Raw genomic sequence first — 13,621 nt, 5'->3', positions numbered from 1 at the left:
AGAATCCGGGCATGTTGACGCTCTACACCGCGGATTTCGAGGACGCCCGCCAACGCGACTGCGCACGCGTCATCGCCAGCCTGCACGAAGGCGGCGGCAAATCCCGCGCCGCACTTGCCGCCGAGTTGGACATGACCTCGATGGCGATCTCGCGCGCCATCGCCGACCTCGTCGGCAGGGGCATCATCGAGCAAAGCGTCGGCCAGGTGAGCGGCCGTGGCCGCCCACCGGCGCAAATCGTTTTGAACCCCGGTTGCGCGGGCGCGACCGTCCTTCTTGTTTCCAGCCAGGAACTGGTTGGCGTCCTTGTCGATTTCCGCGGAAGTGTCCTCGCCCGGCAAACCGCCCATGTTCCGTCCGACGCCGATTCGGCCCGCATGACCGCGACGATGCGTGACCTTGTCGCCGGTCTGCTCGGCAGCTGCCCGTCTGGCATGCGTCATGTCGGAACGTCCGTTGCCGTTTCCGGCATCGTGGACGTGAAGACCCGGACGTGGATATTGACCTCGCGATGGCCGAACGTTCGCGATTTCGACGTCGGCAAGGCGCTCGATGGCATCACGCCGCGCGTGTTCCTGTTTCGCCAACTGGATGTCGAATTGAGCGCCCGATACGCCGTGCCGGGCATGGAAAGACTGGAAGGCGCCTTCATTCTTCATTGGGGTTGGGGCATCGGCCTGGCCTATCGCGGCAGCGCCTATGCGCCGATGCGCCAGGGCGGCCCCTTCGGCGAAATCGGCCATTGGCGTTTCAACGTGCTCAAGGATCGCCCCTGCGGATGCGGCAACCGGGGCTGTCTCGAAACAGCAGCTTCGCTGTCAGCCCTGTTGCCGGTCATACGGGAGATATATCCGTGGGCTTCAGGGGAGGAGGAACTCCTCTCCAGCCAAATCGAGACGATGGAGCTGACGGATATTCCCGAAATCCGGGTCGCCGTCGATCTTATGGCGCGCGCGCTGGGGAACGCCTGCAGGCTGCTTTTCCCCGAGAAGGTGTTCATCACCGGCCCGGTTACCTGCAATGCCGGACTCTACGAACTTCTACGCTCCCGCTTCGAGGCGGAAGGATTGATCGGCACCTTGCGCCTGCCGACCCTGATCTCCGATCGCTCCAGCCTGGACTACGTCGTCCAAGGCGCCGCGCAACCGCTTCATGAAATCGCCGTTCGCGTGCTGCTCGGCACGCCGCAGGGGAAACCGAATGGCGCGGGGCGGAGCCGGCGGAATGGAAAGCGGCAAAGGCCGATGCCCTGACGCGAAGCATCTGAATGATTGACGCTGCGGGTTCAGAGATCCGGGAGCAATCTCGATGCCCCACACCTCTCACGTCCTGTGGAGAATGCTGCGACGCCGCTCGGGCGAAGCTCACTGCCTCGCGGAGGTTTTCGAGCCGGTTCTCACTGACGAGCCGCACAGCGAACAGCCGCATTTAGCATGTCGCCAGCGTTTTCTTCTTTAGGCCAGGAGCGCATTCCCGCGCCGTTCCATCTCTGCCGGATCGAGGTCCTCCCTCCACGACAGGAGCACCCAGACGTGGCCGAAGGGATCGCGCACGGTGGCGGAACTGGCGCCATAGCACATATTCGTGGGTGGCTGAATCTCTTCCGCGCCAGCCTTGACCGCGCGCCGCAGCAAGGTCGCGTTATCATCAGTGAAGATGTGAAGGCCAGCTGTGCAGCGACCAAGTGTCCGCGGCTCGCCGTATAGTCTCTCGTCCGGATCCCCGATCATGATCACGGCTCCGCAGATCAAAATCTCGGCGTGCATGATTTTGCCGCCTGGGTGGGCAATTCGGAACAATTCCATCGCTCCGAATGCCCGCTCGTAGAACGCGATCCCATCCGACGCCCCGTCGACGTAGATATGAGGGACAATCGCATTTCGATATCTCTCCGGTCGTTCAGTCATCTCGGTGTCCTCGCGCCAAATATCAGAGCGCTCGTTTGCGGTGCACAAGCCGGCGAAACACTCTTTACAAGACCCGGCGGAAGGCTCGCCTCAGTTCGCCCACCGCACCGCCGGAGACCATCAACCGTGCGTCGACACGATCCGTTCCGGGTTCCACGCGATCATCTGCTCGATTGCCGCCGAAGCCGGCGCCGGCTCGACTTGAAATTCCTCGAAAATCGAACGGTGCCTCTCTTTTCCAACACGGCAGGTCGGCAAAAATCCAGGCCGACTCCAACCTGGAGACTGTCCTGATATTTCCGGCGATCAGCGGCTGGCGCCAGAAGGCGATACGGTCCTGCAAGCGATGGCCTGGATAGTCGCCGGCATGAAGCACGGATGGCCGAAGGCGGTCGGAAGTCGAACGCCGTCCGCGGCTGCTCGCCCCTAGACGCCGAGATGATGCTGCAGCAGCCCCGGCTGTGTCTTGAGCTCGGCGGCCGGGCCCTCGTGGGCGATATGGCCGTTATTGATGATATAAACGCGGCTCGCGAGCGCCAGCGTCGCGGCGATGTTCTGTTCCACCAGCACGATTGTCTGCCCTGCCTGGGCCAGTTCGCGGCAGGCGCGCACCAGATCGTGCACAATGACTGGAGCAAGTCCTTCGAAGGGCTCATCAAGCAGAAGGATCTTCGGGTTGCGCACCAATGCACGGGCTATGGCCAGCATCTGCTGTTCGCCACCCGAGAGATCCGTGCCACGGCTGGTGCGCCGTTCCTTCAGCCGTGGGAACATCGTGTAGATGCGTTCCAGCGGCCAGCGGCCGTCGGCGGTCAATCCGGCCAGAATGATGTTTTCCTCGACGCTCAGGCTGCCGAAGATGCGCCGATTTTCGTGCACGAGCTGCATGCCTTCCCGAGCGATGCTGTGCGCCTTCCTGCCAACCAGCTCAACCCCGTCGAGCTCAACCGAGCCGGCTCGTGGCGTCACCACGCCCATCAGGCTCTTCAGCGTCGTCGACTTGCCCGCGCCGTTGCGCCCGAGCAGCGCCACGACCTCGTTTTTCTCGACCCTCAATGAGACGTCGAACAGAATGTGACTGTCGCCATAATAGCTGTTCAACGCCCTGACTTCGAGCAGGCTCATGCCACCTCTCCATGTACTCCGCCGAGGTAGGCTTCCTGCACCTTTGCGTTGGTCTTGATCTCAGCGGGCATGCCTTCGACCAGTACCCTGCCCTCCTGCAGGACGGTCACTTTCTCGACCAGCTCGAAGAGCGAATCCATGTCGTGGTCGATGATGATCATCGTGCGTCCACGCGCGATTGACTTGAGCAGCGCCACGGTCTCGACGCGCTCGCGCGGGCTCATGCCGGCAAGCGGCTCGTCAAGCAGGAGCAGGCTCGGCGACGTCGCCAGCGCAAGGCCGATTTCCAGCCGCCGCTTCTCGCCATAGGCCAGTTCCGAAACGGGCCGATCGAGCCGCGCCGTAAGGTTCACCAGCGCCGCCGTTCGCTCGACCTGCTCATTGAGACCGGGAACGCTGTGGATACTCTTGAACAGGTCAAGCCGGAACTTTCCACGCGCCTCGCCCAGCGCGGCAATCATCAGGTTCCGCCGCACCGTCAGGCGGTCGAACAGCTGGTTGATCTGGTAGCTCTTGGTGAGCCCGAGCTGGCACACCTCGGACACACCCATGCCCGTAATGTCGCGGCCGGCCAGTATGATGCGGCCGGAGGTCGGCGCGATCTCGCAGGTGAGCATCTTGAAGAACGTCGTCTTGCCCGCGCCGTTGGGTCCAATGATGCCCCTTATCTCCCCATGGTCGACGCTGAAGTCGATGTCGCTGTTGGCTGTGATACCGCCATAGCGTTTGGTTAGGCCCTGCACCTGCAGGATCGGTCGGGATGCTGGCGCAGTGCCATGCCGGCGCGCCGGCATCGGTTCGACGACGGTCACGACGTGCGGCGCACTCTCGACCGCGGGATTGGCCCGTTCGATGCGCTTGCGGCCGCCGGTCAACCCATAGAGATCGACGATCGCACCGACGATGCCGCGCCGCAGGAAGCAGACCAGCAGCACGAAAACGATGCCGAGCACCAACTTCCATGTGGCGCCGAGATGCAATGTGTTCTGGAAAAAGTCGCTCAGATAGAGCCACACCGTCGCGCCCACCAGCGGCCCGAACAGTGTGCCGGCACCGCCGATCGCCGTCTGCATCACGACCTGGCCAGACGTGTCGAACATGAAAGCGTCCGGCGGCATGAAGCCCTGCATGACGCCCAACAGGCCGCCGGCAAAGCCGGCATAGATCGCCGCAACCACGAAGGCCGTGAGCTTGTAGCCGTGTATGTCGTGGCCGAGCGCCGCGGCGCGGAGCGGATTGTCACGGATCGCCGAAAGGATCGCACCAACCGGCGAGCGTACGATGCGAAGTGCGACGACAATGCCCACGAAATACCAGAACGCCAGGAAGGTATACATCGTCCAGTCGGTGTTGAATTCGAGTACCGTGAAGCCGAGGTTGACGACCGGGGTTGGCACGCCAGGCAAGCCGTTCTCGCCGCCTGTGAATGCCGAGAGCGGATTGAACTCGACAAAGAAGAAGACTTCGGCGATGGCCACCGTGATCATGGCGAAATAGATGCCGGTGCGTCTCAGGGCGATCAGGCCGATCACATAGCCGACGACACCCGACACGACGGCGCCCATGACGATGGCAGCCATGACATAGGAGAAGCCGGTTTCAGTCAGGAGATAGGCGGCGAACATCCCGCCAGTACCGTAGAAGGCCGACTGGCCGAACGACAGCAATCCCGTGTAGCCGAACAGGATGTCGAAGCCGATCCCGAACAGGCCCCATATAAGGATACGATTGATCGTGCTGGGCGAAAAGCCGAGATGGGGCAGCACGAACGGCGCCAGGACGAGCGCCAGCGCCGTCAGAAGCTCGACAAGGAAGGGATGTTTGATGTTCATGGCGACCGCGTCTACTCGCGCCCTGCCGTGCCGAGCAGCCCGTGCGGGCGAAGCACCAGCACCAGAGTCATCGCCACGAACAGCATGACATAGGAATAACCGGGATTGAACATCGAGGTGATGCTGATGATTTCGCCGGCGATGAGGCCGCCGAGGATCGCGCCCGGAAAGGAACCGACGCCGCCGATCACCACGACCACGAAGGTCTGGACCAGTATGGCTTCCCCGACATCGGGCGCGATCGACACCACGGGTGCGTTGACGATGCCGGCGAAGCCGGCCGCCATGGCTCCGATGCCGAAGACGAGCATGAAGATCTTGTAGACGTCGATTCCAAGCGAATCGACCATTACCGAATCCTCGATGCCTGCTCGCACGATCATCCCGATGCGGGTGCGATAGAGCACGACATAGAGCATCAGCAGAGCCAGGGCGACGATGCCGAGGAGCGCCAATCGGTAGGTGGGATAGACCATGAAGCCCAGATGGGTGATGCCGACCAGCGAGGCGGGCGGCGGCACCGTGCGCGAGAGGCTGCCGAAGAAGAAGCGGATCGTCTCGACGAAAACGATGCCGAGCCCGAACGTAACGAGAAGCTGGTCCTCAAGCGGCCGCATGTAGAAATGGCGAATGATCAGCCGCTCGATCAACACGCCGATGATCATCACGAACAGCGATCCGGCCGCCACCGCGGCGAGGAATGAATCTGTGTAGGTGTAGGCGAGCCAGCCGGCATAGCCTCCGAGCATGAACATCGCGCCATGGGCAAGGTTCAGGACGCCGAGCGTCCCGTAGATGATGGTCAGCCCGGAGGAGATCAGCGCCAGAAGCGCGCCGAGCACGAGCCCATTGAAGCACTGCGAGATGAAATTTGCCCAGTTGATCACTCTGTGCCCACCTTAATCATGAAAAATATGCCCTGCCCTCGCGCCAGCAAGGGTTTGGTTGACAAGTCGCGAACAATCGACATTCCACCGACCGCCGGGAGACGAACCGTCTGAGTCCAGCCAGAGCCAGTCCCGGTGCGAGCGCCTTCTCCACCCGTGGCGGGCGGAGAAGGCGCTGCGGGATATCAGGTGTAGCTGCCCAGGTTGCAGCCGAACTCGTCAGGCTTCTGCATCAGCGGCGCGCCATCGACCACCTCGACCACGTTCCAGTAGTCGTCGTCGCTCTTCATGTCCTTGGGGTCCTTACCCTGGACGAGTACGACCGGTCGCACGCACTGATGGTCTTCCGGCCGATAGTGAACGTCGCCGACGAGTGAAGGGATGGTCTCACCCTTCTCGTATTGCTTGATGACGTCCGGCGGATAGAAGCTACCGGCCTGCGACACCATGCGCGCCCAATGAGCGAAGCTGACATAGGCATTTTCGGCGCCCCATTCCGGCCGATAACCGAACTTTTTCTGGAACGCGTCCACGAACTGCTTGGCGAGCGGATACTTGTCCTGCAGGGTCCACCAGAAATCGGTAGCGGCAAAAACGCCGGCTGTCAGTTCGGGGCCTACTTCCTTGGCAAGGAAGGGGATCTGGTAGGGGATGACCATCTTCATGCTCGGAGTCAGGCCGAACTGCTTGGCCTGCTGGATCGACAGCACCGCGTCGCGGCCCCAGTTGACGTTGACAATGAATTCGGCGCCCGAATTGGCGATGTTGGTCAGATACTGGCTGAAATCCTGGGTGCCTAGCGGCGAGACCTGGTCCGTCACCATCTCCCATCCACCCTGAGAGGTCAGGTAGTCGTTCACCGACTTGGTGACGGTGTGACCGTAAGTGTAGTCCGGCGTCATGAATGCCGCCTTCTTTCCCTTTCCGTAGGTCTTCAGAAGGATCGGGCCGATCGCGTTGGCTGCGGTCTGGCCGTAGAAGTTCTGGCGGAAGCCGTAGCGGACACAGTCCTTGCCTGTTGTGTCGTTTGAGCCGGAGATGCCCGCGACGTAGAGGATCTTCTCGCGCTGCGCGAATTTGTTGAGCGCAACCGCGACCGCCGATGAAGTCGAGCCAGTCATCAGGATGATGTTGTTTTGGTGGATGAAATTCTGCTCGAGCTCGACGGCCTGGTTCGGCTTGGCCGCGCTGTCGGCGGACAACAGCTCGACCTTCTTGCCGAGCAACCCCTTGTCGACTTTCGGCGCCAACGCCTTCATCAACTCATGGCCGTTGTTGATGTGGTCGACCGCCAGCTGCCAGCCCTTAAGTTCATCAGCACCCTGCACGGCATAGGCACCGGTGAGGGGCACCGCGGCTCCGATGTAGACGGTGTCGCCCGCCGACCCGGCCGGCCAGGTGCCTATCGCGGGCTTGTCGTCGGCTGCAAAAGCCGCAAAGCTGGATAAGGGCAGAACGGCACTACCGAGAAGACCTGCGCCCGCGTGCAGCATGGTGCGGCGGGATATATTGGAAGTATTTTGATCGTCGAGCGGCATCAGCTGTTCCTCCTTAGCGTGGAGCCGTCGGACGGCTCTCATTTGTTGTTCCCGCAAACCGGTTTTTTCCAGCGAAACGCTGAAAATGGCCTATTTGCATGGGCATTCGCAGTGGCGTAGGCCTGCCAGTCAATACAACTTTCGTTTGATAATTCTGTTCATTGATCTGGATTAATAAGCATAGGAAAGTTTCGTTGAAGGTCATGAACATTTGGAGCATGGCATGCCGCTGACCGGCCACCCGATCGTGACCCGACTGACACGTGCAATGAAGCTGGATTCGCTAGACATCAAACGTCTTGAGGCAATCTTCGAGCGCGATCTTACCATTCGGAAACGGGAGGAACTCGTCGTTCACGGCTCCGAGTTCCGAAACCTGTGCTTTGTTAAAGACGGCTACGCGATCCGCTACAGGTTGCTGCGCAGCGGCAGGCGGCAAATCCTGAAGCTCATCCTGCCCGGTGATGTCATTGGATTCCCGGTCAGCTTTTTCGATCGATCCACTTGTTCGGTCGTTGCCGTGAGCGAACTGACCTACGCCGTCTGCTCGTTCGACGCGTACATTCGTCTCTGCTACGAGCAGCCCCAATTCGGTCTGGTGTTAAGTTGGCTCGCCGCCCAAGAGGCAGCGACTTATGCGGAACACATCGTCAATCTAGGTCGGCGCACTCCGATTGAAAGGTTGGCGCACCTTTTGCTGGAGATTCACGCGCGTCTCCTGGAAGTCGAACGCGCCGACGAAGCAAGTTTCGATCTGCCGTTTTCACAGGAAATCATGGCGGACGCGCTCGGGTTGAGCGTGCCCCATCTCAATCGCATCATTCAGCAATTGCGCGCCGAACAGCTTATCACCAGCAACGCGCGCTTCATCGACTTGACTGATCTTGCGGGCCTTCGAAGACTGGCTCAGTACCAGCCGATGTCCCTCGTTCCGATCCCGGTGCTGAAGCAGCGGGAATGAAAAGCGTCCCGTCGATCATATTAGCACCCTGCGTGAATTCCTTCACATACAAATCTCACCCGCGGCGTACAAGAGATGACAGAGCAGGCAATTTAGTCTCTCTTTCGGACAGATCATAAAGAAAATAGCAAAGATCAAGCCCGAAGAGGAAGTTGGTTTTTAAACTAAGCCAATTTCGTTCTCATCACGAATTTTGTGATGCCATCAACCAAAGGGAGAGAAACATGTATAAGATCATTACAGCTGCGTCTGCATTCTTCATCCTCACGGTGCCTTCGTTCGCGATCGACTCGACCTTCGTCCACAGTCTGCGAGCCGACAATGGTGACTTCGAAGCCCCGGGTGACTTGAAGGGTCAACATTCATTGGCTTCAGAAGAAGCGGTGTATGGCTTCCCGACCGGGTCGATCGGATTGCCTGGTGGCGCTTCGAACTCCAAGTGCATGGGGGTCAGCCCACACCAGTACGATCCTGTCAGCCCGGACTGCCGGAATTGATCCAGATAAGAGCGGTGGCTAGCGCCACCGCTCTGCCTCCTTGAGCGGGTACCGACTGACCGACGGACTATTAAGAAAAGCCCGACCATAGATCGCGCGACAGCCGTGGCAGGTCCAATCGCCTGGGACGGCGTCAGGATGCTGAACGGAGGTTCCCAGTTCGTCACCACGACAGGTGGAGGACTATCCCTTCATGCCGATCCGGTCTTCGTTGCGCAATCTAATTTCGCGGCTCTGATGCGCGCGCGCCGATTGCGAATGGCGACATCAGTCATCGTCCTGTGACTCGGCGATGTGACGAAGCGCACCGGCGTTCCTTATGCGCAGGCCACCACGCTTGATTGCGATGATCGAACGGTTGCGCCAATCGTTAAGTGTCTTGTTGACGGACTCGCGCGTGGCGCCCAGGAACTCCCCCAGTTCGGACTGGGAGATCGGTATCCAACCTGAGCCATCCGCCATAACGCCGGCCAAAAAGACCAGTCGTTTTGCCAGCCTGGCCTCAATGCCGAAGAAAGCCTGATCGCCAAGTTCGCCGCTGACCCAACGCAGCCGTGCGCACAAAAGCTCAATCATGGCGCGTGCCAGAGGTGGGGTTTTTTCGATGCGATCGAAGAGCTGCTTCCGACCGAGCGAGGCCAGATCGCAAACGGTCAGGCAAGTGGCGGTTGCGGTGCGCGGGCGCCCGTCGAGCGCGCCGATCTCTCCGACCAAGCTGTGCGAAAGCTCGATATTGGCCACCAGCTTCCGGCCTCCCGGCGAATACATCGAGATCTCCACCGTCCCGCTCATCACCCCGTAAATACGATCGGATGGATCTTCCTGGACGAAGAGAATCTGGCCCGCCGCGTGGCGTTCAACCTTGCAGCCGCCGAAAAGAAGATCGAACAGGCGCGGATCGATCCGTGCAAGGCGCGGGAGATCATTTCTTTCGTTCGCGCCGCCAAAAGCCATGTCGCCCCCAAGTTGCCGATCGGATAACTCCAACGCAGGAGAGTATCTTAGATCTTGTCTTGCCGGCGCCTCAGCTCGGCCGCAATGATCGACTGATCCCTGCGTAACGAGAGGCGCCGCGCAGCCGCGAGTGCTTGCCGCCAAGTAGAGACGGCGCGGTCACCGCGCCCGTCCAGCCAATGGGCCACGCCGACCCACAGCCCATACTGGGCGGTGCCGACAGGAAACGCGCGGCGGTAACGCTTGAGCTCATGCAGCGCTTGGCGTTCCCAGTGGCGCCACTGGTCGTACTCGCGCGAGAGGCCTGCCTCCCTGCCGCGCAGAAGCACTTCGCACACGCCGGCAATGCCGGGCAGTGTGCTGTGCACAGTCGGCCGACGCATCTCGCGCAGCAGGCGTAGCGTCTCGACCACAGCCCGAAGGCTCTCAGCATGGAGCCCGACCCGTGCAAGCGCGAGCGCAAGCGACCCTTTGGCGGAGACCAAGTCGGCGAGATCGGCGGATCCGACCATAGCGGACGTGGTCAGCCGAAGGATGTCGACCGCTTCACGGGGGCTATCCGTGTGGAGCACACACAACGACTTGCATCGGAGCGCCCAAATCTCTTGCTGGAGGTTTCCGCTGTTCTGCGCGCGGGAGAGCAGCGCCTGGGCGGTGTACTCCAGCGCACCCGATTCACCGCGGTAGTACATTGACCAGAAGCGCATGGCCTGGGCGTTGCACCAACTTAGTTGATCGCCCGCCTTTAGACACAGCTCTTGAGACTGATCCAGACGACGATCTACCATCAGCCAGTCGCAGCGCCCGATGCGCCAGAGCGCATCGAGATTACACAGGTGGGCATGGACCGCTGGATCGGCGAGCGCAGTCACCACCCGTTCTGCCCTTGCCATGAAGTAGTTGCAAGCGCGCCGGCGCCCCAGAATTCCCAGCCCGCATGCCAGTTGGGCCGACGCGACCACCATCTCCATGGTGAGCCCCGTGCGCTCCGCATGAGCGACAGCCGCGACGGTGTGGGAAAACGCTCGCGAAAAGCGAAGCTCGAAATAGTCCACGACGGCCGCCTGGTTAAGGCAGCGAGCTAGTTCTCGCTCCCAGGAGTCCAGCACACTACCCTGAGTTGACCATAGCGAAGGAGGGAACACCTGTTGGAACGCGAGCCGCATTCCACCCCCAAGCAGCCGCATCAAAAGGGCTGCCGAGGAACGTGGAACCGGCGTGCCCGCCAAGGTGAGGGCGCGCCTCACCGAAATGCCCTGAGCATGGAGGTCGCCACGACTGTAATGGGCCTCGCCGAGCTGCCTGCGCCAACGCACCGACTGAAGTCTTTGCTCAGCACTCCAAGGCTGCTTCGACTCGTATCTCAAGCAGATTTCCAGAAACGCCTCGACCTCTCGAAACGCACCGACCTGCAGCGCCTTGATTGCTGCCAAATTGGCATATCCAACTGCCTTGAAATTGTTTCCGGCGGCCTCAAAATGCTGAACGAGGGCCGCGACATCCGCGCCCATGGCGGCCGACTGGCTCGACTCGATCCAAGCGGCCAGAGCTGCATGAAGTCGCTGTCGCACTTCACTGGGAATTGAGCCATAAACGACGTCTCGGATTTGATCATGACGGAACTCGTAGTTCCCTGATCCAGTGCCCTGACGCACGAGATGCGCCGCCACGAGCGACTCGACAGCTGCACCCACACCGTCGTGATCCAACTCGCCCTCGAGCAACGTCGCCAGGGCCTCGCCGGTAAATGAACGCCCGATCACGGCCGCAGCCCTGAGAACGTGCTGGACTGGGGTCTCCAATCGATCAACGCGCTCCCGAATGACCCGATCGACACCTTCGAAATATCGAAGGCTCTCGAGCGGGCGGATCGGACACCACAAACCATCGCGTATGGCGATGAGCCCCTGGCTCTTTAATGTCAGCGCTATCTCCTCGGCGAAAAACGGATTGCCACCGGCTAAGGCCGAGACCCGGCGCGCCAGTTCGCCATGTGGGGGCACATCCCCGAGCGTGCGGGCGACCAGTTCGCAAATCGACGCCTCGCTGAGTTCCTCGAGATCCAGGATACGACACAGGCGCGCGGGATCGTCAGGTTCCGTTCCGGATGTATTCCTTCTTGTGGCCTCGGCTCGCCTTCGTAGGTTTTTTAACTCCTCCGGAACTTCGTCCGAGCGTACGCACAGGACCAGAAGCAACGAGGACAGCGATGAGAGAACCCACTCGACGAGGCGCCACGATGCCGAATCCAGCCACTGACTGTCCTCTAGGACCAATGCCAACGGGCGCGGTGCCAAGTTATCCATGAGATCACCCAAAAGGCGCATGGTGGCATCAGCGCGATGAGGTCCCTCCAGATGTCGCGTCCCGTCGTTTTGGGGAATTTCGATGCTCAGAACATCACCTAGCAAGGGCAGTCGCCCAACGAGCGACGAGTTGCCTTGAACCCGTTGTGTGACGACATCAAGCACCGCAAATCCATCGCTGTCGGACGGTAGGCCGAGAAGGGACACAAGCACCCGCCGCCATGGCAGGAGCGATGTCCGGCGATCGTCACGTTCGGCGCGCGCGGTCAAAACCTCGATCGCGGTTGAGCGCAGTTCGTCCGTGAAAGCTCTGATCAAAGCGGTTTTTCCAATGCCCGACTCACCCAAGACAACGAGCAAACGCCTGCCTCCACGGCGGGTCTCCTCGAACGTACGTTTCAGGAACTCCAGCTCGCTCTGCCGACCAATCAGCGGACTAAGAGGTTGGACCGGGGCGCGCGGATCCATGGGACAAAATACCGTTGCCATGTCCCCAAGTCCGTCCAGTTGCAACGTGCCGTGTTCTTCGAACCAAAACGCCGTCCGGCTGGCTCGCTCTGTTGGTGCATCGCAGAGAACGTTTGCCGATGCCGCCGTCATAAGCCGCGCCGCCCGATTCACGGGCGCGCCGATCACCATCAGCTGGCGCCGACGTGCGCTTCCGACAACACTAAAAAGCGCATCGCCGGTAGCCACGCCCATCGACGCGGAGAGGCCCAAGCGTTGGGCCGTCAGACGGATCGCGCGAGCAGCATCGACGGCACGGCAAGGATCGTCGCGGTGGAAACTGCCTCGCGCTCCGAACGTCGCAAAGAAAATCAGACCTTTGTCGTCAAAGAGCAACTCGCCGGCCGGCCCACCGCGCGAACGCAGATCCTCCTGGAGGGTCGCGCATAGCAATTGATAGCGCGCAAGCGCCTGAGGTTGACGATGGTCAAGTCCGGCAATTCGCGCGAAAAGGGCGGTGATCGGCCTAATCTCCGCCAGGGCGTCTAAGCGGGCGGTCGTTGGATGATCTTCTTCGGAACGGATGGCAACGGCGCTGTCCGCGGCAACTGAGCGCAAGTCGGCTTCGGACAGCAGGTCCCTGAGCTGCAAAGGCAAAAACCTTGCCAGCCAGCCCGGAGGCGGAGAAGCCAGCGTAGGCCGACTGCGCCGCGATTGAGACGGCTGCGCAAGGGCCAAGTTGGCTTTGTCGGAAAGTACATATTCCCATCGGCGCGCAGCCGCTTGGGACTGAGCGGCCTGCATGATGGCATCTCCGCCTGCAAAGAGAGTCCAGACCGGCTGACCGCCTAAAGCCGCCGCCCAGAGGGCCCCCGCCCCTACTCCAACATGCAGCGCGGGTGCGATTTCAGCTGTTCCGTCCTCCAAACGCTCGTTCTGGCCGCCGCAGATTGCCTTGGCACAGGCTGTCGCCGCTCGCACCGCGCTTTCAAGTCCGCGGACATCCGCCGACCAGTAGGCTAGCAGTTCGTCGCCGGCGAGGTACAAAATCTCGCCTCCACGATTGTATACTTGCTCTACGCATCGCGCGTAGGAGTGACTAAGCAGGCTCGGGATTCTTTCAAGTCCTTCTTGCCCCCGTCGTGCTAGTTGCTCGACCAAGGCCGT

The 13,621-nt window shown here is 60.9% G+C and carries 11 protein-coding genes; 3 read left to right on the top strand and 8 right to left on the bottom strand.

The features are described from left to right. Positions 1-11 precede the first annotated feature (11 nt). Positions 12-1,253 (top strand): ROK family transcriptional regulator, encoded by a 1,242-nt coding sequence (locus FJ986_RS03445; RefSeq protein ID WP_181181850.1) that lies wholly within the window; start codon positions 12-14, stop codon positions 1,251-1,253. A gap of 201 nt (positions 1,254-1,454) precedes the next feature. Here the strand turns inward: FJ986_RS03445 and FJ986_RS03440 are convergent, their stop codons facing one another. The 6 genes from FJ986_RS03440 to FJ986_RS03415 all read right to left on the bottom strand — a co-directional run bounded on the left by FJ986_RS03440 (position 1,455) and on the right by FJ986_RS03415 (position 7,289). Further along, positions 1,455-1,907 (bottom strand): VOC family protein, encoded by a 453-nt coding sequence (locus FJ986_RS03440; protein WP_140561317.1) that lies wholly within the window; start codon positions 1,905-1,907, stop codon positions 1,455-1,457. Between the two features lie 64 nt (positions 1,908-1,971). After that, the gene (locus FJ986_RS03435; protein WP_140525297.1) at positions 1,972-2,250 is read right to left on the bottom strand and encodes a hypothetical protein; all 279 of its coding nucleotides are present in this window, start codon (positions 2,248-2,250) and stop codon (positions 1,972-1,974) included. An 83-nt stretch (positions 2,251-2,333) separates the two neighbouring features. Beyond that, entirely contained in the window at positions 2,334-3,032 is a 699-nt protein-coding gene (locus FJ986_RS03430; protein ID WP_140561318.1) for an ABC transporter ATP-binding protein, read from the bottom strand. After that, positions 3,029-4,864, bottom strand: a complete 1,836-nt coding sequence (locus FJ986_RS03425; RefSeq protein ID WP_140673404.1) for a branched-chain amino acid ABC transporter ATP-binding protein/permease — start codon at positions 4,862-4,864, stop codon at positions 3,029-3,031. Before FJ986_RS03425 ends, FJ986_RS03430 begins: the two co-directional genes overlap by 4 nt. An 11-nt stretch (positions 4,865-4,875) precedes the next feature. Then, positions 4,876-5,751 (bottom strand): branched-chain amino acid ABC transporter permease, encoded by an 876-nt coding sequence (locus FJ986_RS03420; protein ID WP_140673402.1) that lies wholly within the window; start codon positions 5,749-5,751, stop codon positions 4,876-4,878. 185 nt (positions 5,752-5,936) lie between these two features. Further along, positions 5,937-7,289, bottom strand: a complete 1,353-nt coding sequence (locus FJ986_RS03415; RefSeq protein ID WP_140673400.1) for a substrate-binding protein — start codon at positions 7,287-7,289, stop codon at positions 5,937-5,939. Between the two features lie 223 nt (positions 7,290-7,512). On the opposite strand from FJ986_RS03415, the gene FJ986_RS03410 reads away from it, so the two are divergent. Both FJ986_RS03410 and FJ986_RS03405 read left to right on the top strand, forming a co-directional pair. Next, the gene (locus FJ986_RS03410) at positions 7,513-8,250 is read left to right on the top strand and encodes a Crp/Fnr family transcriptional regulator (protein ID WP_140498481.1); all 738 of its coding nucleotides are present in this window, start codon (positions 7,513-7,515) and stop codon (positions 8,248-8,250) included. A gap of 224 nt (positions 8,251-8,474) precedes the next feature. Further along, positions 8,475-8,747 carry a hypothetical protein gene (locus FJ986_RS03405; RefSeq protein ID WP_140498482.1) on the top strand — a complete coding sequence of 91 codons (273 nt, stop codon included), beginning with the start codon at positions 8,475-8,477 and terminating at the stop codon, positions 8,745-8,747. A gap of 267 nt (positions 8,748-9,014) precedes the next feature. Here the strand turns inward: FJ986_RS03405 and FJ986_RS03400 are convergent, their stop codons facing one another. Both FJ986_RS03400 and FJ986_RS03395 read right to left on the bottom strand, forming a co-directional pair. Beyond that, a complete protein-coding gene (locus FJ986_RS03400) occupies positions 9,015-9,701 on the bottom strand; it encodes a Crp/Fnr family transcriptional regulator (protein WP_140673398.1) in 687 nt (228 codons plus the stop codon). Between the two features lie 47 nt (positions 9,702-9,748). Next, complete coding sequence (locus FJ986_RS03395) at positions 9,749-13,501, bottom strand: adenylate/guanylate cyclase domain-containing protein (RefSeq protein WP_181181849.1); 3,753 nt, start codon at positions 13,499-13,501, stop codon at positions 9,749-9,751. Positions 13,502-13,621 lie beyond the last annotated feature (120 nt).

The sequence above is a fragment of the Mesorhizobium sp. B1-1-1 genome, assembly GCF_006442955.1.
Lineage (GTDB): Bacteria > Pseudomonadota > Alphaproteobacteria > Rhizobiales > Rhizobiaceae > Mesorhizobium.
This window is presented reverse-complemented; position numbering and strand designations above follow the sequence as displayed.

Bases quoted from the DNA above. Each gene is read 5' to 3' on its own strand.
- FJ986_RS03400 (WP_140673398.1), bottom strand. From the start codon at position 9,701: ATGGCTTTTGGCGGCGCGAACGAAAGAAATGATCTCCCGCGCCTTGCA.
- FJ986_RS03430 (WP_140561318.1), bottom strand. From the start codon at position 3,032: ATGAGCCTGCTCGAAGTCAGGGCGTTGAACAGCTATTATGGCGACAGT.
- FJ986_RS03445 (WP_181181850.1), top strand. From the start codon at position 12: ATGTTGACGCTCTACACCGCGGATTTCGAGGACGCCCGCCAACGCGAC.
- FJ986_RS03425 (WP_140673404.1), bottom strand. From the start codon at position 4,864: ATGAACATCAAACATCCCTTCCTTGTCGAGCTTCTGACGGCGCTGGCG.
- FJ986_RS03440 (WP_140561317.1), bottom strand. From the start codon at position 1,907: ATGACTGAACGACCGGAGAGATATCGAAATGCGATTGTCCCTCATATC.
- FJ986_RS03410 (WP_140498481.1), top strand. From the start codon at position 7,513: ATGCCGCTGACCGGCCACCCGATCGTGACCCGACTGACACGTGCAATG.
- FJ986_RS03405 (WP_140498482.1), top strand. From the start codon at position 8,475: ATGTATAAGATCATTACAGCTGCGTCTGCATTCTTCATCCTCACGGTG.
- FJ986_RS03415 (WP_140673400.1), bottom strand. From the start codon at position 7,289: ATGCCGCTCGACGATCAAAATACTTCCAATATATCCCGCCGCACCATG.